Source organism: Agromyces mangrovi (assembly GCF_030296695.1).
In the GTDB taxonomy this organism is placed as follows: domain Bacteria; phylum Actinomycetota; class Actinomycetes; order Actinomycetales; family Microbacteriaceae; genus Agromyces; species Agromyces mangrovi.
This window is the reverse complement of sequence record NZ_AP027737.1, coordinates 2,031,088-2,052,104: the sequence shown is the minus strand read 5'-3', so window position 1 is coordinate 2,052,104 and position 21,017 is coordinate 2,031,088. Positions and strand designations below refer to the sequence as shown.

Annotated in this window: 18 protein-coding genes; 7 read left to right on the top strand and 11 right to left on the bottom strand. The window is 71.1% G+C overall.

All coding sequences use genetic code 11. From position 1 onward, the window contains the following. Positions 1 to 40: 40 nt before the first annotated feature. On the bottom strand, positions 41 to 6,247 hold the full coding sequence (pulA, locus tag QUE38_RS09745; RefSeq protein ID WP_286307790.1) for a pullulanase-type alpha-1,6-glucosidase: 6,207 nt from the start codon (positions 6,245 to 6,247) through the stop codon (positions 41 to 43). 259 nt (positions 6,248 to 6,506) lie between these two features. Between pulA and QUE38_RS09740 the strand changes: the two genes are divergently transcribed. After that, positions 6,507 to 7,145, top strand: coding sequence for a hypothetical protein (locus QUE38_RS09740; protein WP_286307788.1), 639 nt, complete (start codon positions 6,507 to 6,509; stop codon positions 7,143 to 7,145). Positions 7,146 to 7,178: 33 nt separating this feature from the next. Here QUE38_RS09740 and ccsB read toward each other — a convergent pair whose 3' ends face one another. From ccsB to QUE38_RS09715, 5 genes are read right to left on the bottom strand one after another with little or no spacing between them, the layout of a single operon-like run. Continuing rightward, on the bottom strand, positions 7,179 to 8,228 hold the full coding sequence (gene ccsB / locus QUE38_RS09735; RefSeq protein ID WP_433996892.1) for a c-type cytochrome biogenesis protein CcsB: 1,050 nt from the start codon (positions 8,226 to 8,228) through the stop codon (positions 7,179 to 7,181). Position 8,229: 1 nt separating this feature from the next. Beyond that, on the bottom strand, positions 8,230 to 9,942 hold the full coding sequence (gene resB, locus QUE38_RS09730) for a cytochrome c biogenesis protein ResB (protein WP_286311760.1): 1,713 nt from the start codon (positions 9,940 to 9,942) through the stop codon (positions 8,230 to 8,232). Positions 9,943 to 9,988: 46 nt separating this feature from the next. Then, the gene (locus tag QUE38_RS09725) at positions 9,989 to 10,744 is read right to left on the bottom strand and encodes a cytochrome c biogenesis CcdA family protein (RefSeq protein ID WP_286307786.1); all 756 of its coding nucleotides are present in this window, start codon (positions 10,742 to 10,744) and stop codon (positions 9,989 to 9,991) included. Position 10,745: 1 nt separating this feature from the next. After that, positions 10,746 to 11,333, bottom strand: coding sequence for a TlpA family protein disulfide reductase (locus QUE38_RS09720; protein ID WP_286307784.1), 588 nt, complete (start codon positions 11,331 to 11,333; stop codon positions 10,746 to 10,748). After that, positions 11,333 to 11,977, bottom strand: a complete 645-nt coding sequence (locus tag QUE38_RS09715) for a histidine phosphatase family protein (protein ID WP_286307782.1) — start codon at positions 11,975 to 11,977, stop codon at positions 11,333 to 11,335. The genes QUE38_RS09720 and QUE38_RS09715 overlap by 1 nt, the downstream gene beginning before the upstream one ends. A 167-nt stretch (positions 11,978 to 12,144) precedes the next feature. Between QUE38_RS09715 and aspS the strand changes: the two genes are divergently transcribed. From aspS to QUE38_RS09695, 4 genes are all read left to right on the top strand, one after another. Beyond that, positions 12,145 to 13,488 carry an aspartate--tRNA(Asn) ligase gene (gene aspS, locus QUE38_RS09710; RefSeq protein ID WP_286307781.1) on the top strand — a complete coding sequence of 448 codons (1,344 nt, stop codon included), beginning with the start codon at positions 12,145 to 12,147 and terminating at the stop codon, positions 13,486 to 13,488. 40 nt (positions 13,489 to 13,528) lie between these two features. Continuing rightward, complete coding sequence (locus tag QUE38_RS09705) at positions 13,529 to 14,872, top strand: ion channel protein (protein ID WP_286307779.1); 1,344 nt, start codon at positions 13,529 to 13,531, stop codon at positions 14,870 to 14,872. A 4-nt stretch (positions 14,873 to 14,876) separates the two neighbouring features. Further along, a complete protein-coding gene (locus tag QUE38_RS09700) occupies positions 14,877 to 16,130 on the top strand; it encodes a cation:proton antiporter (RefSeq protein WP_286307777.1) in 1,254 nt (417 codons plus the stop codon). 79 nt (positions 16,131 to 16,209) lie between these two features. Further along, positions 16,210 to 16,620: an SHOCT domain-containing protein gene (locus QUE38_RS09695; protein ID WP_286307775.1), complete on the top strand. Its 411-nt coding sequence runs from the start codon at positions 16,210 to 16,212 to the stop codon at positions 16,618 to 16,620. A gap of 98 nt (positions 16,621 to 16,718) precedes the next feature. Here the strand turns inward: QUE38_RS09695 and QUE38_RS09690 are convergent, their stop codons facing one another. From QUE38_RS09690 to QUE38_RS09675, 4 genes are all read right to left on the bottom strand, one after another. Next, positions 16,719 to 17,006 (bottom strand): glutaredoxin family protein, encoded by a 288-nt coding sequence (locus tag QUE38_RS09690; RefSeq protein ID WP_286307773.1) that lies wholly within the window; start codon positions 17,004 to 17,006, stop codon positions 16,719 to 16,721. Positions 17,007 to 17,100: 94 nt separating this feature from the next. Next, entirely contained in the window at positions 17,101 to 17,199 is a 99-nt protein-coding gene (locus QUE38_RS09685) for a 30S ribosomal protein bS22 (RefSeq protein WP_003792170.1), read from the bottom strand. Between the two features lie 112 nt (positions 17,200 to 17,311). Next, positions 17,312 to 17,506 carry a helix-turn-helix domain-containing protein gene (locus QUE38_RS09680; protein WP_286307770.1) on the bottom strand — a complete coding sequence of 65 codons (195 nt, stop codon included), beginning with the start codon at positions 17,504 to 17,506 and terminating at the stop codon, positions 17,312 to 17,314. Between the two features lie 33 nt (positions 17,507 to 17,539). Next, entirely contained in the window at positions 17,540 to 17,992 is a 453-nt protein-coding gene (locus QUE38_RS09675; protein WP_286307768.1) for an ArsR/SmtB family transcription factor, read from the bottom strand. 95 nt (positions 17,993 to 18,087) lie between these two features. Between QUE38_RS09675 and QUE38_RS09670 the strand changes: the two genes are divergently transcribed. Together QUE38_RS09670 and QUE38_RS09665 are read left to right on the top strand one after the other, a co-directional pair. Then, a complete protein-coding gene (locus tag QUE38_RS09670; RefSeq protein ID WP_286311758.1) occupies positions 18,088 to 19,512 on the top strand; it encodes a TrkH family potassium uptake protein in 1,425 nt (474 codons plus the stop codon). Beyond that, positions 19,505 to 20,173, top strand: a complete 669-nt coding sequence (locus QUE38_RS09665; RefSeq protein ID WP_286307765.1) for a potassium channel family protein — start codon at positions 19,505 to 19,507, stop codon at positions 20,171 to 20,173. Before QUE38_RS09670 ends, QUE38_RS09665 begins: the two co-directional genes overlap by 8 nt. A gap of 38 nt (positions 20,174 to 20,211) precedes the next feature. Here the strand turns inward: QUE38_RS09665 and proC are convergent, their stop codons facing one another. Next, entirely contained in the window at positions 20,212 to 21,006 is a 795-nt protein-coding gene (gene proC, locus QUE38_RS09660) for a pyrroline-5-carboxylate reductase (protein WP_286311757.1), read from the bottom strand. Between the last annotated feature and the right edge of the window lie 11 nt (positions 21,007 to 21,017).

Sequence of the window (21,017 nt, the reverse complement as noted above, 5' to 3'; positions counted from 1 at the left end):
TCTCACCAGGGGTGCACGGGCGTGCAGGGGGGTGCGGGGGTCAGGTGCGGGCGCGGCTCCGGGGGCGGATGCGCGGGGCCACGAGCAGGGCGAGGCCGGCGAGCAGCGCGACGCCGAACAGGGCGGCGAGCGCGAGCTGCGTGCTCGTGAGCCCGAGCGAGCCGGTCACGGTCAGGGGCGTGACCGCCTCGGCGCCCGACTGCACGCCGATCAGGCGCACGTGGTGCGCGCCCTGCTCGGTCTCGGCGGGCACGGTGACCGCGAACGCGACCGTGCCGTCGGCCCCGGCGACCGCGGCCTGGAGCAGGCGCGGGGTCGACTCGAGCCAGACCTGCACGGGCTCACCCGGCGCGAAGCCGGAGCCGGACACGGTCAGCGTCGCGCCGGTCTGCACGGCCGGCCCGCCGACGCGGATGCTCGCGGCCTGCACCGAGCCGGCACCCGACTTCGCCTGCCCGTTCGCGACCGCCTTGCCGTTGCCGTTGCCGTTGCCGCCGCCGTTCGACGCTCCCGGACCCTTCGGCTGCTGCGCCTCGACGAGCACGGCCGCGGTGCGCGCCGGGATCGTCAGCGTGCCGGACTTGGCCGTGAACTTCGTCTCGAGCACGACCTCGTCAGCGCCGTCGCGCAGCGCCTTGGCCAGCTTGAACGAACGGCCCTCGAGCCCCTCGACCTGCTCCGTGATCGCCTCACCCGAGGCGTTGAACACGACCAGCGCGCCCTTCGCCGACGGGTCGACGTCGGCACCGACGAGGTCGTCGATGAGCATGACGATCAGGCCCGGCGTGGCATCCGCCCCGCTGTTCGGGAACGAGACCTTCTGCTCGATGAGCTCGGCCGAGCCGAGGCGCAGCAGGTCGACCGACGAGCGCACGCGCAGCAGGTCGAGAGCGGATGCCTCCGCTGCCGCGATGTCGTCCGCCGCGGGCTTCAGCGCCGGGTCGGCGAGCAGGCCCTCCATGACCTCCCAGTGGTCGACGTTGTCGGCCTCCATCGGCAGGCCCGAGCCGAAGGTCGACTCCTGGCCGGTCCAGTCGATGCGGTTGAACCAGTCACCCGAGTTGTAGCTGTTGCGGTCGAGCGACTTCGAGCGCAGCAGCTCGGTGCCGGCGTGCCAGAACGACGGGCTCTGCGAGTACGCCACCGTCGCGAGCGACAGGGTGTTCATGCGGATGCGGTCGGCCATCGAGGTCTCCTGCGGCAGCTTCAGCACGCCGAGGTCGAACAGCGTCTCGTTGTCGTGCGCGTCGACGTAGTTGATGACCTCCTCGGGGTGCTCGGCGTAGCCGGCGGGCGACCCGTTGTAGTCCACCTCGGCGCCCGTCTTCGTCACGCCGTCGGAGCCGACGAGCTCGAAGTCGCTCAGGTTGCCGGCGAGGCCCACCTTCACGAGATCGGTCTGCTGGCCGAGGTCGCGGATGCCGTCGCGCACGGGCAGGCCGTTCGGTTCGCCCGCGAGGCCGGTGCCGAAGCCCTGCTCGTACTTCGAGTCGCCCGCGACCGGGCTGCCGCCGTGCACGCCGTCGCGCAGCCGGTCGTTGAAGGTCGCGATGCCCGTGCCGCCGAGCTGGCCCTGCGAGGCCTGCTCGAAGCGCGCGTTGTCCGCCACCTCGCCGAAGTTCCAGCCCTCGCCGTAGAGGAACACGGCCGAGCCGTCGACGCCGTCTGCCTCGAGCGTGAGCTCGTCGAGCGCCGCCCGCACCGCGAGCATGTTCTCCGTCGAGTGGTGCCCCATGAGGTCGAAGCGGAAGCCGTCGACCTTGTACTCGGTCGTCCAGAGCACGATCGAGTCGACCATGAGCTTCTGGGCGACCTCGTGCTCGGTGGCCACGTTCTGGCAGCAGGTCGAGGTCTCGACCGCGCCCGACGCGTTCAGGCGGTGGTAGTAGCCGGGCACGAGCTTGTCGAGCACCGACTTCTCACCCTGGCCGGATGCCGCGGTGTGGTTGTACACCTCGTCGAGCACGACCTGCAGGCCCGTGGCGTGCAGCGCGCCGACCATCTCGCGGAACTCGGCGACGCGCGCGCCGCCCTCGGGGTCGACCGCGTAGGAGCCCTCGGGCGCCAGGAAGTGGTACGGGTCGTACCCCCAGTTGAAGCCGTCGAGGTCGCGGATCTCGTTGATGCACGCCTGCTGCTCGGCCGACGCCGGACCGAACGACTCGAGGTCGCAGTCGGGGGTCGCCTGCTGGTCGCGGCGCTCCTCGATGGTCGCGATGTCGAACGTCGGCAGCAGGTGCACCGTGTTGATGCCGGCCGCGGCGAGTTCGCGCAGCTGCTCGGCGCCCGCGCTGTTGCGCGTGAACGCACGGTACGTGCCGCGCTCGTCCTCGGGCACCGTCTCGTCGGTGATCGAGAAGTCGCGCACGTGCAGCTCGGTGATCGCGCGGTCGACCTGGCGGTCGACGACCGGTGCGGGCGTGGTGGCCCACAGCTCGGGCGCGAGGGCCGGGTCGTCGAGATCGACGACCACGGTGCGGGCCGAGTTCACGGTGAGCGCGACCGAGTACGGGTCGGTCACCGAGTTCTGCTCGATCGCCCCGGTCGTCGGCTGGTACACGTCGACGAGCCAGCGGTACTCGCTGCCCACCGCGATGGGCGCGCCCGTGGCCGACCAGACGCCCGTGGCGTCGTCGAAGGTCGCCTCGACCAGGGTCGGGTCACCGGTCGTGCCGGCGTCCCAGACCTGGGCGGAGACCTGCTGCGCGGTGGGCGCCCAGACCGAGAGCGTGACGTCGTCGCCGTCGACCACGGCACCGAGCGGGGCGGATGCCACGGAGTCGGCGTAGAGGTCGTCGAGCACGCCCGGCAGCTGCACGCCCGTGAACGCGGTGAGGGCATCGCCGTCGCGCTGGGCGACGTGCAGCTGCTCGGTCACGAGCGACGCGACGTCGGCGCGGTCGAGCCCGACCGGGCGCAGCGCCACGTGGCCCGCGAGGTGCGGGAAGGTCGCCGCGAGCTCGTCGCCGATGCCGGCGGGGTCGAGCTCGAGCGCGACCGGCTCGCCGCCGCCCGTGACGGCGGCGCCTTCGACCGCGAGGCCGGCGTCGGCCGCGTGCTCGAGCGTCCAGGCCAGGTCGGCCGCGTCGGCGCCGCCGAGCAGCGACGGCGGCACGGCGAGCGTGTCGGCGTCGAGCCAGTAGGCGCGCTCGGCGCCCACGCCCTGGAGCGGCGGGTCCTCGACGACGACCTCGAGCACGTGGGTCTCGAGCGTGTAGCGGAAGACGGTCAGCTTGCCGGTCGTGGCGCTGAACTCGATGTTCGGGCCGTTCTGCACGCCCCCGGCGCCGTAGTTCACGTCCCAGCTGAGTCCGTGCGCGACCTTGACCTGGTAGTTGCCGGTCGGCAGCTGGTCGGTCGAGAACTCGTAGACGCCGTCCTTGTCGCCGTCCTGCGCGAAGGTCACCATGCAGTCGGGCCGCCAGTCACCGGGGCAGCCCAGCGCGCTCTGCAGGTCGCCCGGCAGGGTCACGATCGGGCCCTCGGCGGTCGACGAGAACACGTTGGTGCGCGGGTCGAAGTAGAACGTCACCGGCCCGCCCTCGGTCGTGTAGACCACGTTCGGGCCGTTCGGCTCGCCGTTCAGGCCGTAGTTCAGGTCCCAGCCGCCGTTGATCGCGACCTTGTACTGCCAGGTGCCGGCGGGGATCTCGAACGTGCCCTCGTACACGCCGTCGGCGCGCTCGGTCAGCGCGGCGATCTCGCAGCCCGGCTGCCAGTCGCCCGGGCAGCCCATCTCGGAGTTGTGGTCGCCGGGGATCGTGACGAGGTCGATGCCGGTCTCCGGCTCCTCCTCGACCACGAGCGAGACGGCGTTGCCGACCGACGCGTAGGTCGAGGCGGCCGCGCGGTTGCCCGCGGCATCCGTCGCCACCGCGCGGTACTCGATGAGCGTGCCGTTCGCGAGCCCATCGGTGTCGTGGAACACGCGGGGCGTGGTGTCCTCGGCCGTGCCGAGCGGGGTCCACTCGTCGGAGCCGGCGACGCGCCAGGCGAAGCTCGTCTCCTGCCAGACGTCGGCGACCGTGGCGGCGACGGGCGTGCTGCCCGTGACGCCGGCGCCCGCCGAGGGCACGTCGACCGAGATGGCGGCCGCTGCGTCGGGCGCGGTGACCTGACGGTCGGCCGTCCAGACAACTGCGCCGAGGGCGGGCACGGTGACGGATGCCACGCCGGCGGCATCCGCCGTCACGGCCGCGCCGTCGCCGTAGAGCACCGAGAACTCGGCCTCCGCGGTGAGCGTCGGGATCTCGACCGACTGGTCGGTGCCCGCGTTGTTCACGGCGACCAGGTACTCGACCTTGTCGTCGCGGTCGACGCGGCTGAAGGCGTAGACGCCCTGGCCGTCGGCGACGAAGCGCTCGATCTGGGCGCCCTGATCGAGCGCGGGGTGCGCGTCGCGGAGCGCCGCGAGGGCGGCGATGTGCTCGTAGAGCGGGGCATCCGTGTCGTACCGGTCGACGCTGCCGGCGTTCTCGCCGGTCACGAGCGGCTGGTTCGCGTACTCCGCGACCTGGGTCGCGAAGAGCGTCTGGCGCGCGTCCTTGTCGCCGCCGGTGCCCGCGAAGCCCTGCTCGTCGCCGTAGTAGACGACCGGCTGGCCACGGGTGAGGAACATCAGCTCGTGCGCGAGTTCGTCCCGCTCGAGCGCGGCGCCCGTGTTCGCGAGGAAGTTGCCCACGCGACCCATGTCGTGGTTGCCGAGGAAGGTCGGCAGCGCCGTCGACGACGAGTCGGGCGTCGTGTAGCGGTCGTCGCCCGCGAAGAGCGACTGGAGGTTGCCCGCCGAGTTGCCCGCGGCGAAGCTCACGGCCTGCTGCTGGAAGGTGAAGTCGAGCACCGAGTTCATGTCGGTGCCGCGGATGTACGGCGCGAGCTTGGCCGGGTCGGCGTCGTAGACCTCGCCGAACATGAAGAAGTCGGGCTTGCCGATCGCGTGCGCGTAGTCGAGCACCTCGGTCGACCACGTCTCCCAGAACTCGAAGTTCACGTGCTTGGCGGTGTCGATGCGGAAGCCGTCGATGCCGAGGTCGATCCAGTCCTGGTACACCTCGACGAAGCCGTTCAGGACGGTCGGGTCCTCGGTCATCAGGTCGTCGAGGCCGACGAAGTCGCCGAACGTGACCGACTCGCCCTCCCACGTCGAGTCGCCGCGGTTGTGGTAGACCGTCGGGTCGTTGAGCCACGCGGGCACCTTGACGTCGGCCTCCTCGGGCGCGATGACCGGGGTGTACGGGAAGCTCGTGGCCGCGTCGAGGTCGGGGAAGTCGGGGCTGCCGGCGATGGCGCTCGGGTCGAACGCGGCGCCCGAGGCATCCGTGTAGGGGCTCGTGGACTTGTCGATGTAGGAGTACTGCCCCTCGGCGTACGAGATGACGTCGGCCGTGTGGTTCGTGATGATGTCGAAGTAGATCTTGATGCCGCGGGCGTGCGCCTCGTCGATGAGCGCCTCCAGCTCGGCGTTCGTGCCGAGGTGCGGGTCGATCTGCGTGAAGTCGGTGATCCAGTACCCGTGGTAGCCGGCGCTCGCGTTCGCGCCCTCGCCCTGCACGGGCTTGTTCTTGAAGCTCGGCGTGAACCAGATCGCGGTCGTGCCGAGGCCCTCGATGTAGTCGAGGTTGTCGCGGATGCCCTGGATGTCGCCGCCGTGGTAGAAGCCCTTGTCGGTCGGGTCGAAGCCGTGGTCGAGGCGGTCGCCCGCGATGCCGGCGGTGTCGTTGCCCGCATCGCCGTTCGCGAAGCGGTCGGTCATCACGAAGTAGAAGTTCTCGGCGCTGCCGGGCTGGCGTGCGGGGGCGGCCACCAGCGCGGCATCCGTCGCCTCGTCGTAGCCGGCGCGGGTGCTCAGCAGCTCGAGCCCGACGCGCTTCGCCTCGTCGTCGAAGAGGATGCGCACGTCGGTGTCGCCCGCGACGGACAGCGGGATGTTGTCACCGCCGCCGTTCAGCCCCCAGGAGTTCGCCCAGTCGTCGTTCGCCGCGACCTTGTACTCCCACGTGCCGGCGGGCACGGTGAACTCGGCCGCGTAGACGCCCGGGGTGTCGGTGGCGGCGAGCTCGGTCGCGTCGCACTCGGGCTGCCAGTCGCCCGGGCAGCCGAGCTCGCTCTGCAGCGAGCCGACGACCGCGAAGGTGTCGCCCTCGGCCGAGTTCGCTGCGGCCAGGGGAAGGACGGTGAGCACGGATGCCGCGAGGGCCCCCGTGATGCCTGCGGCGAACCATCTGCGCGCGAGCGCCCGTTGCGTCATCTTCGACTCCCGATTCCCGGCACTGACGACGTGCCGAACGACATTGAGCAGGACGCTAGCGCGGGTGCCGCGGTTAATGCAAGCGCTTCCACTCCGTCGTCCCGAAGCCGTGACCGGAACGTGACGATGCGCGCGATGAGCGCGCTCCCAAGGTGAGAATGTCTCGCAAGCGCTTGCTGCGGGCCGTCCAGAGGGCTGTGAGGAGTCCGTGCGCCGAGGGGGCGGCGGCACTACGCTGGCACGCGTCGAGAGGAGCCCCGTGCGCATTCCGTCCCTGCTGCTGCCCGCGATCGCGGCCGCCGCGCTGCTGCTCACCGGGTGCACGGGCGGTGGAGCGGATGCCCCCGAGGACGACGTCTCGGCCACCGTCGACGGGAGCGGGGCGACCGCGACCGCGGACGCGGACGAGGGAGACGCAGATGCGTCGGGCGACGCCGACGGCAGCGCTGACGGCGACTGTCTCGTCGGCGACTGGGTGCTCTCGGAGTCCGACCTGCAGGCGTACTACTCGGTCGTCGGCGCGGCGAGCGGCATGGAGATGAAGGTCGACGGCACGTCCGGGCTCCGCCTCACCGCCGACACGTTCGCGTACACGCCCGACATGCTGCTCACCCTCGCGGTCGACGGCGCGACCGCGTCGGCCACGATCGGCGGCAGCCTGAGCGGTGACTACGCGACGACCGACGGCGTCATCACGACCACGAGCGAGGTGCACGCGCTGCTCGCCGACGTCACGGTCGACGGCACCCCGATCGGCGACTCGTCGATGGCGAACGAGCTGCTCGCCGCGTCGCCCGTCAGCGATGCGCCCTACGACTGCTCGGGCGCGAACCCCGTGGTCATGTTCGACACGGGCGTCGGCGAGCGCGTGCCCGTCACGCTGCTGCCGGCGGGCTGACGCCCACCCAGGGGCATCCGCTCGCCCTGGGGCCTAGAGACCCGAGTAGGCGTGCAGGCCCTTGAAGAACAGGTTCACCACGGTGAAGTTGAACAGCACCGCCGAGAAGCCGATGATCGCCAGCCACGCCGACCGCGAGCCGCGCCAGCCGCGCGTCGCGCGCGCGTGGATGTACCCGGCGTAGACCACCCAGATGATGAAGGTCCACACCTCCTTGGTGTCCCAGCCCCAGTAGCGGCCCCATGCGGCCTCGGCCCAGATTGCGCCGGCCATGAGCGTGAACGTCCAGAGGATGAACCCGATGATGTTCACCCGGTAGGCCAGGCGCTCGAGCTGGTCGGCGTTCGGCAGCGTCGCGAGGAACGAGCGCTTCGCCGCCTTCGCAGTCTCGATCGCCGCCTCGCGGCGGGACTGCATGAGCTGCACGAGCGACAGCGCGAAGCCGAGCGCGAAGAACCCGACGGCGGCGGTCGCGACGAACACGTGGATGATGAGCCACGCCGACTGCAGCGCCGGCGGCAGCGGCACGACGCTCACGTAGAAGTTGACGGATGCCACGCCGAGCGAGACGAGCACCAGGCCGACGACGAACGTGCCGAGGAACCGCAGGTCGAACTTCGAGAACAGCAGCACGCCGAGGTAGACGGTGACGATCACGAGCGTGCCGGTCATCGCGAACTCGTACATGTTCGCCCACGGCACGCGCTCGGCGGCGATGCCGCGCAGCACGGTCGCCACGAGGTGCAGCGACCAGCCGACGACGGTCAGCGCGACGGCGACGCGCAGCGAGGGCGACTTGCCGTAGGCGACGGATGCCCCGGAGTCGGCGGGCGTGCTCGATCCGGCCGACGGCGCCTGCCCGGCGCCCGCTTCGCCCGCACCGTCGGCGCCCGCGCGCCCGACGAGCGCGCGCTCGCGCCGCTGCGCGGCCGGCACCGTCGTCGACACGTCGGCGGCCGTCGCCCCGGCCGCGGCCGAACGCCGAGCGAGGTCGAGCGCGTACGCGATGAACGCGAGCGCGTACACGGCCATCGCCGAGTAGAGGGCGAGCACGGAGTACTGGTCGAGCGTCACGGCAACCACCTTACGTCCGCGCGCCTGCGCGCACGCTGTCGGAGTCCTGCGCGGACCCGCCGCCGAGGGCGCCGGAGTGTCGGTCGGCCAGCTCGGCGACCGCGTCGGCGAGGCCGGGGTCGTCGCCGCGGGCGAGGCCGGCGTACTCGAGACGCACGGTGCCAGTACTCGCGTCCCCGTCGGCGCCGCGTGGCTCAGTGGCATCCGTCGCCTTCACCCAGACCCGGCGGCGCGGGATGAACAGCGACGTCATGAGCCCGCCGAGCGCGAGCAGCGCGAACACGAGCACCCAGCCCTGGGTCGGGTCGTGGTGGATGTCGAACGAGGCGAAGCGCAGCACGCTCTGCGAGGTGTCGCCCTCGGCGGTGCCGGCGGGCGAGGCGTCGACGAACTCGACCGTGCCGAGGCCGTTCGGCAGCTCGGCCGACTCGCCCGGCGCGAGCTCGATCGAGTCGACGCCCGTGTCGCCGCCCGTGAGCTGGGTCATGTCGTCGGTGTCGAGCGCGTACACCGAGGTCGGCACGCCGTCGTCGATGCCGAGGTCGCCCGAGTACACGTTGAGCGTGAGCACCGGGAAGAAGAGGTCGGGGTAGGTCGACGTGTACGCGCCGGTCGTCAGCACGTCCTGCGTCGGGTAGAAGAACGCGATCATGCCGAGCTGCTCGTCGAGCCCGTCGGGCACCTTGACGACCCCGAGCGAGGTGAGGTTCGCGTCCTGCGGCAGGAACGGCACGGCGTCGGTGAAGACGACCTCGCCGTCGGCGTCGCGCACCGTGATGGTCGGGGCGTAGCCGTTGCCGAGCAGGAAGATGTCGGTGCCGTGCGCGCGCAGCGGGGCGTTCACCTTGACCTCGCCCGGCTCCGGCTCGCCGGCGCGGGCCTGCACCGTGACCGAAGCCGTGAAGTCGACCGGCTGGCCGAGCGCGTCGACGTTCTCGGTCTCGTACACGACGGCGAGGTCGTCGAGGCCGAGCCGGTACGGATCGAGCGTGCCGTCGTCGAAGAATCGTCCGGGGTTGAACGAGTCGTACGAGGCGAGCGTGTTCACGAACGACTGCCCCTCGACGACCACCCGCTGCCCGGCGAAGCCGTACCCGCCGCCGACCGCGACGGTGACGAGGATGCCGACCAGGGCCGAGTGGAAGACCAGGTTGCCCGTCTCGCGCAGGTACCCGCGCTCGGCGGAGACGGATGCCACGTCGCCGACGTCGTACCGCTCGACGCGGTAGCCGGACTGGCGGAGCATCCGCTCGGCCTCGTCGACCGCCGCGGCCGCGGTGCCGGGCGCCCGCCGCTCGGTGAACCCGGCCAGTCGCGACAGTCGCGCCGGCGTCTTCGGCGGGCGCGCGCGCAGCGCGTCGAGGTGGTGCTTGGTGCGCGGGATGACGCAGCCGATGAGCGACGTGAACAGCAGCAGGTAGATCGCCGAGAACCAGACCGACGAGTAGACGTCGAACATCTGGAACGTGTCGAGCACGGGTGCGAGGTCGGGGTTGTCGACGAAGTACTGCGTGACGCCGTTCGGGTCGCTCGAGCGCTGCGGCACGAGCGAGCCGGGCACCGCGGCGATCGCGAGCAGCAGGAGCAGCAGCAGTGCGGTGCGCATGCTCGTGAGCTGGCGCCAGGCGAAGCGCAGCCAGCCGACGGGCCCCAGGCGGGGTTGGGTGACGGATGCCCCGGGGCGGGGCGCGGGCTGGTCGACGTGGTCGCTCGGGCGGGCCACGTCGGGGGCGTCGCTCGTGGCGGGTGCACCGGTGCGGCCGTCGCCGTCAGATGGGGAGGTCATAGCTCGTGATCACCGCCTGGAGGTCGTACATCCACGCGTTCCAGATGCCCGTGACCATGAGCAGGCCGATCACGATGAGCAGCGCCCCGCCGATGATGTTGACGACGCGGATGTGGCGGCGCAGGAACGCGAGCGACCCGGTCACCCAGCCGAAGCCGAGCGCGACGAGCAGGAACGGGATGCCGAGGCCGATGCAGTACGCGAGGCCGAGCAGCGCGCCGCGGCCGACCGACGCCGAGTCGGCGCTGAGCGTGAGCACGACCGCGAGCGTCGGGCCGATGCACGGGGTCCAGCCGAGGCCGAACACGATGCCGAGCAGCGGTGCGCCGGCGAGTCCGGTCGCGGGCCTCCACGACGGGCGCAACGTGCGCTGGAGGAACGTGAACTGGCCGATGAAGACGAGGCCCATCGCGATGAGCAGCACGCCCGCGACCCGGATGATCACGTCGGACCAGACCTTGAGCCACACCCCGAACGCGCCCGCGACGGCGTTGAAGAGCAGGAACACGAGCGTGAACCCGGCGATGAACAGCAGCACGCCGAGCACCAGGCGCCGCCGGTTCGCGCGCTCGGTCGAGGCATCCGCCGACGCATCGGCGAAGCCGCCGACGTAGCCGAGGTACCCGGGCACGAGCGGCAGCACGCACGGGGAGAGGAACGAGACGAGGCCCGCGGCGACGGCGATCGGGATCGCGACCAGCAGCTGGCCGTTCAGCACGACCTCGCCGATGCCGCCCACGTCAGGCGCCCTCGTCGAGCACGTCGCCGACGATGGTCTGCAGGTTCGACCGGTTGAGCTGGCCGAGGATGCGGGCGGCGACGCGCCCCTCGGCGTCGAGCACGAGCGTGGTGGGCACCGCGTTCGGCGGCACGTCGCCCGCGAAGGCGAGCTGCACCGAGCCGTCGTTCGTGTCGACGATCGACGGGTAGGTGATGCCGTAGTCGGCCTCGAAGCTCGCCGCCGTCGGCGCCTGGTCGCGCACGTTCACGCCGAGCACGCCCGCGCCGCGGCCGGCGAACTCCTCGCTCACGGCCTGCAGGTCGGGCGCCTCGGCGCGGCACGGCGCGCAGCCGGCGTACCAGAAGTTGACGATCAGCACCTCGCCCGCGTAGTCGTCCGACGAGACCGGCTCGCCCTCGATCGACTCCCCCGCGAACGCGATCGGCTCGCCGCGGTCGGCCGGCGCGATCTCGGTGATGGTGCCGTCGCCGGCGATGTAGTTCTTGCCGCTGCCGTCGCGGTACTGGTCGGCCAGCGGGTCGGAGCCGCAACCGGCGAGCACGACGACGGATGCCGCGGCCAGCGCCACGGCGGCGAGACGGCGCATCACACCGCCCCCACGTCGGTCGCGGCGACCGCGAGCGGCGCCGCCGGGTCGCGGTAGCCGACCTCGACGAAGCGGCCGCCGCGACGCTCGAACGTCGTGATGCTCGACAGGGCGCAGCGCCGGCGGCGCGGGTCGTGCGAGAGGCGCTTGCCCGCCACGCGGCGGTGCACCATCCAGATCGGCAGCTGGTGGGAGACGAACACGATGTCGCCGGAATCGGTCGCCTCGGCGGCATCCGTCATCGCAGCCAGCATCCGATCGGCGATCGAACCGAACGGCTCGCCCCAGCTCGGCTCCCACGGGTTCACGAGCAGCGGCCAGTTGCGCAGGTCGCGCAGGGCGCCGCCCGAGCCGGTCATGCGTTTGCCCTCGAAGCGGTTGGTCGGCTCGATCACGCGCTCTTCGAGCACGGGCTCCAGGTCGAACGCCGCCGAGATCGGCTCGGCCGACTGCTGGGTGCGCTGCAGCGGCGAGGCGTACAGGGTCGTGATCGTGCGGTCGCGCGCGGCGAGGTCGTCGGCCGCGGCCTGCGCCATCTGGCGGCCGAGCGAGGAGAGCCCGTACCCGGGGAGGCGGCCGTAGAGCACGCCCTGCGGGTTGAAGACCTCGCCGTGGCGCACGAGATGGATCTGGTCGGCCGGCACGGCATCCAGTCTAGGCAGCGCGTTCCCATGAGAACGCCGAGAGCGGATGGGTCGGCCCGGCACGTGCCCGGAGGTCTGGCACGTCGGATACGGCGTGCCCGGTCGACCGGCACGTGCCCGGGCGCACGGGAATCGCGCACAGGCGCGCGCGGGTAGGATGGTCGGCCGTGAGCACACGCACCCTCGTCACGAACCTCGCCGCCCTCGAGGACGGCCCCGTCACCGTCTCCGGATGGGTCGAGACCGTCCGCGACCAGAAGAAGGTGCAGTTCGTCATCCTGCGCGACGAGTCGGGCGCGGTGCAGCTCGTGAACCCCGCCGTGCGCGAGCTCGCGGAGGACGCCGGCCCCGAGGCATCCGCTCGCCTCGCCGTCACCGAGCAGATCTCGGCACTCGCCCACGGCTCGTTCATCACCGTGACCGGCGACCTGAAGCACGACGAGCGCGTGAAGCTCGGCGGGCTCGAGGTGAAGATCGGCACGCTCGAGGTCGTCACCGAGGCGCTGCCCGAGACCCCCATCGCGGCCGACTCGAGCCTCGACAAGCGCCTCGACTGGCGCTTCCTCGACCTGCGCAACCCGAAGCAGGCCCTCATCTTCAAGGTGCAGACCACGCTGCTGCACGCCTGGCGCACCTACTGGGTCGAGCGCGGGTTCGTCGAGATCCAGACCCCGAAGCTCATGGCGTCGGCCTCCGAGTCACGCGCCGAGCTGTTCGAGATCGAGTACTTCGAGGGCAAGGCGTACCTCGCGCAGAGCCCGCAGTTCTTCAAGCAGATGGCCCAGGTCGCCGGCTTCGGCAAGGTGTTCGAGGTCGGCCCCGCGTTCCGCGCCGACCCGTCGTTCACCTCGCGGCACGCGACCGAGTTCACGTCGGTCGACGCCGAGATGAGCTGGATCGACTCGCACGAGGACGTCATGGCCATGCACGAGGAGCTCCTCGTCGCCGGTTTCACCGCGGTCAAGGAGCGCCACGGCGCCGAGATCGAGGAGCTGTTCGGCGTCGAGGTCACCGTGCCGCCCACGCCGTTCCCGCGCATCCCGCTCGCGCGCGCCAAGGAGATCGTCGCCGAGCGCGGCTACGTCGTGCCCCGCGAGGACGAGGACATGGACCCCGAGGGCGAGCGCCAGATCGCGGCGTACGTGCGCGAGGAGTTCGGCCACGAGTTCGTGTTCCTCACCGACTACGCCTCGAACATCCGGCCGTTCTACCACATGCGCCACGAGGGCGACCCGTCGCTCACCAACAGCTACGACCTGCTGTTCAACGGCGTCGAGATCTCGACCGGCGCGCAGCGCGAGCACCGCGTCGACGTACTCGTCGCGCAGGCGAAGGAGAAGGGCCTCGAGCCCGAGGAGCTCGAGTTCTACCTCGACTTCTTCCGCTACGGCGCGCCGTCGCACGGCGGCTTCGGCATGGGCCTCGCGCGCGTGCTGATGCTCATGCTGCACGAGGCGTCGATCCGTGAGGTGACGTACCTGTTCCGCGGCCCCACGCGCCTGCTGCCGTAGCCGCTAGGCTGCCCGCGGGAGCGAACCTGCGGGAGGGCGCATGGCCGAGGAGCAAGCCGCCGAGGAACAGAACGAGCCCGAGGCGCAGGGCGAGCAACCGGCGCAGCGCGAACAGCAGGCGGCGGATGCCTCCGAGACGCCGGACGGCTCCGGGAGGTCCGACCCGAAGCTGCTGCTGAAGCTCGCGATCCCGTCGATCGTCATCGGCATCGGCTCCGCGCTCGTGCTGGCGGGCCTCGACCTCGTCTCGGAGTGGGTCGACGAGTTCCTCTGGGACGTCGTGCCGGGCTGGGCGGGCGTCTCGGGCGACGCACCGCTGTGGATCATCGGCGTGCTCACGCTCGCGGGGCTCCTGACCGGCCTGATCGTGCGGTTCATGCCGGGCCACGGCGGCGAGGATCCGGCGACCGAGTCGCTCTTCCCCTCCCCCATGGCGATGGCCGCCGTGCCGGGAGTGGCGCTCGCGGCGATCATCACGCTGTCGATGGGCGTGAGCCTCGGCCCGGAGGGCCCGACGCTCGCGATCAACGTCGCGCTCGCGGCGTGGGTCGGCAGGCGATTCCTCCCGCAGCTGCCGATCGGGCCGCTCACCGTCATCGTCGTCGCCGGCACGGTCGGCGCGCTGTTCGGCTCCCCCGTCGGCGCCGCACTGCTGGTGACGAGCGTCGCGATCGCGGTGCCGTCGAAGCGCCCGCTGTGGGACCGCATGTTCCCGCCGCTGACCGCCGCGGCCGCCGGCTCGATCACGATGCACTTCCTCGGCTCGTACAGCCTCTCCGCCGGCTCGCCGACCTACGATGCGCCCGCGGCGATCGACTTCCTGTGGGGCGTCCTCGTGCTGCTCGTGGCGATCGCGGCCGGACTCGCGCTCGTCTACGGCATGCGCCCGCTCCATCGCGTGTTCCACGCGATGCGCAACCCGATCATCCCGCTCACGATCGGCGGGCTGATCCTCGGCCTCCTCGGGGCGATCGGCGGCCCGATCACCCTGTTCAAGGGACTCGACGAGCTGCAGGAGCTGACGAAGGACGCCGCCGACTACGACGCCTGGCAGCTCGCCGGAATCGTCGGGGTCAAGATCGTCGCGCTGCTCATCGCGGCGGCGGCCGGGTTCCGCGGCGGACGCATCTTCCCGACCATCTTCATCGGCGGCGCGATCGGCATCCTCGCGGTCGCGGTCGTGCCGGCCATCCCGCTGCCGGTCGCGATGGCCGCGGCGGTGCTCGGCGTCTGCCTCGTGGTGGTGCGCGACGGCTGGCTGTCGCTGTTCATCGCGATCGTGGTCGTCGGCGACATCGCGCTGCTGCCGATGCTCTGCGTGCTGATCCTCCCCGGCTGGCTGCTCGTCGCCCGCCTGCCCGAGATGCGGGTCGAGGAGGAGTAGGCAGGTGGAGCTCCTCCTCGTCTTCGCCGTCGTCCTGCTGATCGCGATCCTCATCTCGGGGTTCGCCCACCGCACGGTGCTCTCGACCACGGTGCTCTTCCTAGTCGCCGGGTTCCTCGTCGGCGACGGCATGGCCGGCTTCGTGCACTTCGGCGCCGACGACCCCACGGTCGAGATCATCTCGTCGCTCGCGCTGTTCGTGGTGCTGTTCACCGACGGCCAGCAGGTCGGCATCCGCGAGCTGCGCGAGGCCTGGAAGCTGCCCGGTCGGGCACTGCTGCTCGGGATGCCCCTGACCTTCGTGATCTCGGCACTGCTGGGCGTCTGGCTGGTCGGCCTCGACTGGACGCAGGCGCTGCTCGTCGCCGCGGTGCTCGCACCCACCGACCCCGTCTTCGCGTCGGCGATCGTCGGCCGCGGCGAGATCCCGTACCGCGTGCGGCACCTCCTCGGCGTCGAGTCGGGCCTCAACGACGGGCTCGCGCTGCCGGTCGTGCTGTTCCTCATCGCCGCCGTCGGCGGGCCCGACGCCGAACCGCTCGAGCTCGTCGAGGAGCTCGGCTTCGGCATCCTCATCGGCGTCGCGGTGCCGCTCATCGTCAGCTGGCTCGTGCGCCGGAAGATGTTCTCGCGCACCCCGCTGTACGCCTCGCTCACCCCCGTCGCCGTCGGCCTGCTCGTGCTCGGCATCTGCGAGCTCACCCACGCGAACCTCTACCTCGCCGCGTTCGCGGCCGGCATCACCATCGCCAGCGTCGCCCCCGAGATGCGCGAGGCGTACCGCGAGTTCGGCGAGCAGTTCTCCGAGCTGATCAAGCTGCTCGCGGTGCTCATGTTCGGCGCGCTCATCTCGCCGATGTTCCTCGCCGAGGTGCCGCTCGGCGGGTACGTGTTCGCGATCCTCCTGCTCATCGTCGCCCGGCCGGTCGCGGTCGAGATCTCGCTCATCGGCAGCGGCATGCCGTGGCAGGAACGCCTCACCGCCGCGTGGTTCGGGCCCAAGGGATTCGCCTCGGTGCTCTACGGCATCCTCGTGCTGCAGTCGGGCGCGCCCGAAGCCGACGAGATGTTCCACATCATCGTCGTCGCGATCGTGATCTCGATCGTCGCCCACTCGTCGACGGACGTGCCGATCGCCGGGTACTTCGCCCGGCGGTTCCGCGAGCAGCAGGCCGCGGCCGCTCCCCCGGCCGATCCGCACCAGCATGGGCAGGAACCACCGGAGCGCCCATCGGGCGACACCACCCCGAGAACCTAGACGCGGCGGCGGAAACCGCGCTACGGTCGGGTCTGGGCGGGGACCCCACCCCCGACGCATACTCCGTGAAAGGTTCGTAATGAGCTTCTGGGAATCGTTCTGGGACATCATCTGGGTGTCGTTCGTGATCTTCATCTGGATCGCGTACCTGATGGTGCTGTTCACCATCCTGGTCGACCTGTTCCGCGACCACGAGCTCAACGGCTGGTGGAAGGCGCTGTGGATCATCTTCCTGATCTTCGTGCCGCTGCTGACCGCGCTCGTGTACCTGATCGCGCGCGGGCCGAGCATGGCCAAGCGCCAGGCCGCGCAGATCGCGGCGGCGCAGGACGCGCAGGAGAGCTACATCCGCCAGGTCGCCACGCCGACCAGCCCGGCCGACGAGATCGCCAAGGCCAAGGCGCTGCACGAGGCCGGCACCATCTCGGACGCCGAGTTCGCGCTCCTCAAGGAGAAGGCCCTCAAGCCCGAGACGAACAACGTGGCCTGATCGCCTGATCGAACGTACGGGGGCGGTGCCGGTATCGGCACCGCCCCCGTCGTCGTCTGCGGGACGTTCGTCTCAGGGCCGCCCTCGCGGGGCCGCGGTCAGGCGCGCTCGAGCAGCGCGGCCTTCAGGCGCACGGGGTCGACCCGCCAGTGTGCGTGCTCGACGCCGTCGATGAGCAGCACCGGGATGAGCTCGGCGTACTGCTCCCGCATCCGCTCGTCGTCGAGGATCGACGCCTCCTCGTAGGCCACCTCCGGACCGTCGGGCAGCGCCGCGACCTCGTCGCGCACCGCCTGCACCACGTCGCGCGCATCGTCGCAGAGGTGGCAGCCGGGCTTGCCCAGCAGGGTGATGCGGATGCCCGTGCCGGGCGCGTCGGTCGTCATGTCGTCCACTCTAGGTCGCGTCCGGGTCGTCTCCCGGACAGCACGAAGCCCCGGGCCTTCCGGCTCGGGGCTCGAGTGCAGCAGTCGCGTGCGACTACTTCTTGTTGCGGCGCTGGTGGCGCGTCTTGCGAAGGAGCTTGCGGTGCTTCTTCTTCGCCATGCGCTTGCGACGCTTCTTGATCACAGAACCCACGGAATACCTCACAGAACGTCTCGGGGCCGGCCGGGCATGCCGCAACGGGCGTGCCGCGGCCTGAAGGCGAATTGCCTCGGGGTAGTGTAGCGGATTCCGCTGATCGCGCCGCTCAGGCAGTGTCGGCGACGCCGCCGCGCACCACGTCGGCGACCGCCGACTCGGGCACGCGGAACGAGCGGCCGAAGCGGATCGCGGGCAGCTCCCCCGCATGCACCAGCCGGTATACGGTCATCTTCGACACCCGCATGAGCGCCGCGACCTCCGCCACGGTCAGGAACCGCACGTCGGACAGGTCACCCGCCATCGCCGATCGCCTCCGTCAGTTCGCGCCCGCACGTCAGGGCTTGAGCTTCTGGGTCGCGCCCTTGACCGCGGTGCTCGCCCGCTGCGTGGTCGAGCGCACCTGGTGCGCGGTCTCGGCATACGCCTTGCCGAGCTTCTCGGCGAACGCGCGCTGCTCGTCCTTGAGCGTCTGCAGCGCGAGCTCGGTGACCCGCTGGGCGTCGGAACCCGCGAGGAACGGGTACAGCCAGTCCTCGATGTGCTCGAGCGGCTCGGCGACCAGATGGTAGTAGCGGTGCTGGCCCTCCTCGCGCACCTGCGCGAGGCCCGCCTCCCGCAGCACCTTCAGGTGCTTCGAGACCGTCGGCTGGCTGAGCCCCAGCGCCGCGACGATGTCGGAGACGCTCAGCTCGCCGACGCCGTCGCCGGCGACCTCCGCTCGTTCGCGGAGCACGCCGAGAATCTCGCGCCTGGTCGAATCCGCCACCACGTCGAAGATGTCCGCCATGGGTCAAGGCTAGTCATTCCCGTTGAGGAGTACCATGACTCACCGGTGAGACCGCCGGGGGATGCGGTCTCGACGCGGATACGCGGAGGGACATGATGCGCACGGAGGTCGGCGAGCGCAGGACGCGTGCCGGTCGCGTGCGCGGATTCGCCTCGAGCCTCGCGGAGAGCTCGCCCGCACGATTCGCGATCCTCATCTTCACGGGCCTCATCCTCATCCTGACCGCGGTGCTGGCCCTGCCGATCTCGGCGGCCGACCGTTCGGCCACTCCGCTGGCGGACGCGCTGTTCACGGCGGTGAGCGCCATCTGCGTGACCGGGCTCGTCACGGTCGACATGGCCACGCACTGGTCGACGTTCGGCAACGTGGCCATCCTCATCGGCCTGCAGGTCGGCGGCATCGGCGTGCTGACGCTCGCGTCGATCCTCGGCCTCGTCGTCTCGCGGCGCCTGGGCCTCCGGCAGAAGCTCATCGCGGCCAGCGACACGAACCCGATGCGCACGCATGCCGGGCCGATCGCCGAGAGCCAGGCGGTGCGCCTCGGCGAGATCGGCGGCCTGCTCACGACGGTCGCGGTGAGCGTGCTCGCGATCGAGCTCGTGCTGACCGTGCTGATCGTGCCGCACCTGCTGATCCTCGGCTGGGAGCCCTGGCCGGCGATCTGGAAGGGCTTCTACTTCGCGGCATCCGCCTTCACCAACACCGGGTTCGTGCCCACCGTCGAGGGCATGGCGCCGTTCGCCGAGGACGTGTGGATGCTCACCGTCATCGGCTTCGGCGTGTTCCTCGGCAGCGTCGGGTTCCCGGTGATCTTCGCGCTGGCCCGCAAGGTGCGCGTCCGCGCCCGCCTCTCGGTGCACGTCAAGCTCACGCTCGTCGCGACCCTGGGCCTGCTGGTCGTCGGCGCGGTGTTCATCGCGGTGCTCGAGTGGAACCACCAGCCGACGCTCGGCGGGCAGGAACCCTGGTTCCGCCCCATCACCGCGACGTTCCTGTCGATGATGACCAGGTCGGGCGGGTTCTCGACGGTCGACGTGTCGCAGATGAACGGATCGACGCTGCTCGGCATGGACATGCTCATGTTCGTCGGCGGCGGCTCGGCCTCGACCGCGGGCGGCATCAAGGTGACCACGCTCGCCGTGCTGTTCCTCGCCGCGTTCGCCGAGGCCCGCGGCGACCAGTCGATGAACGTCTTCGAGCGCCGCATCCCGAACGACGTGCTGCGACTGTCGGTCAGCGTCGTGCTGTGGGGCGCGACCATCGTCGCGACCGCGGCCATCGCGATCCTGCACATCACGAAGGAACCCCTCGACGTCGTGCTCTTCGACACGATCTCGGCGTTCGCGACCTGCGGGCTGAGCACCGACCTGCCCGCGCGGTCGCCCGATTCGGTGAAGTACATCCTGTCCGCCACGATGTGGGCCGGTCGCGTTGGTACAGTGACGCTGGCCGCAGCCCTCGCCGCGAGCCAGCGGAGGCAGTTGTTCAAGCGGCCGGAAGAGAGGCCCATCGTTGGTTGACCGCATCAGACACGACGCGCCGGTGCTCGTCATCGGACTCGGGCGGTTCGGCGCCGCGACGGCCGGGCAGCTCGACCGCCTCGGCCGCGAGGTGCTCGCCATCGACGCGAGCGAGTCGCTCGTGCAGAAGTGGTCGGAGCGCGTCACGCACGCGGTCGTCGCCGACGCGAAGTCGATCGACGCGCTGCGCCAGATCGGCGCGCAGGACTTCTCGATCGCCGTCTGCGCGGTGGGCTCGTCGGTCGAGGCATCCGTGCTCATCACCGCCAACCTCGTCGACCTCAAGATCCCGCAGATCTGGGCGAAGGCGATCAGCCAGTCGCACGGCAAGATCCTCGAGCGCATCGGCGCGAACCACGTGATCTACCCCGAGGCCGAGGCCGGCGAGCGCACCGCGCACCTGGTCAGCGGCCGCATGCTCGACTTCATCGAGTTCGACGACGACTTCGCGCTCGTGAAGATGTACCCGCCCCGGCCGATCCGCGGCAAGAACCTCACCGAGTCGGGCGTGCGCACGAAGCACAACGTCACCGTCGTCGGCGTGAAGAGCCCCGGCAAGCCGTTCACCTACGCGACCGAGCAGACCGTGGTGTCGAACCACGACCTCATCATCGTGTCTGGCACCGAGGGCGACATCGAGAAGTTCGCGGCGCTCGAGTAGGGCGCCCGTCGGCCTCGCAGCGGGTCGGTGCGGCCGGCTCAGGCCCCGGCGGCGAGTTCGCGGGCGCGGGCGAGTGCCGCGTCGGTGGCACGGTCGAACACTGCCTGCAGGTCGGATGCCTCGAGCACGGCGATCGCACGCTCGGTCGTGCCGTTCGGGCTGGTGACGCGCCGGCGCAGCTCGGCGGGCGGGTCGTCGGATGCCGCGAGCAGCTCGCTCGCACCGCGGAACGTGCCCTCGACCATCAGCGCGGCCTGCTCGGGCGTGAAGCCCTTCGCGACGGCGGTCGCCGTGAGCTGCTCGATCAGGTGGAACACGTACGCCGGGCCGGAACCCGAGATGGTCGACAGCGCGTCGAGCTGCGACTCGGGCACGACGAGCACCTCGCCGACTGTCTCGAAGAGGGCGACCGCGAGCGCGAGGTCGTCGTCGGTCGAGCGCGTGCCCGCCGAGACGCCGGTCACGGCGCGGCCGACGACCGCCGGCGTGTTCGGCATCGAGCGGATCACGTGCACGTGCTCGGGCAGGTGCCGCTCGAACGTCCGGGCCGTGACGCCCGCGGCGACGCTCACGACGAGCGCGCCGGGCTCGAGCGCGTCGGCGATCTCGTCGAGCAGGTCGGGCACCATGCCGGGCTTGACGGCGACCACCACGATGCGGGCGCCGGCGACGGCCGCGCGATTGGCACCGGCATCCGTCTCGGTCGAGTACGCCGTGACCGTCTCGTGCACGTCGAGCTCGGCCGCGCGGACCGCGCTGCGGTTGGTCGCGCGGACGCCTCCTTCGACCTCGACGCCGGGCTGGAGCAGGCCGGCGAGCACGGCGCGCGCCATGGACCCGGCGC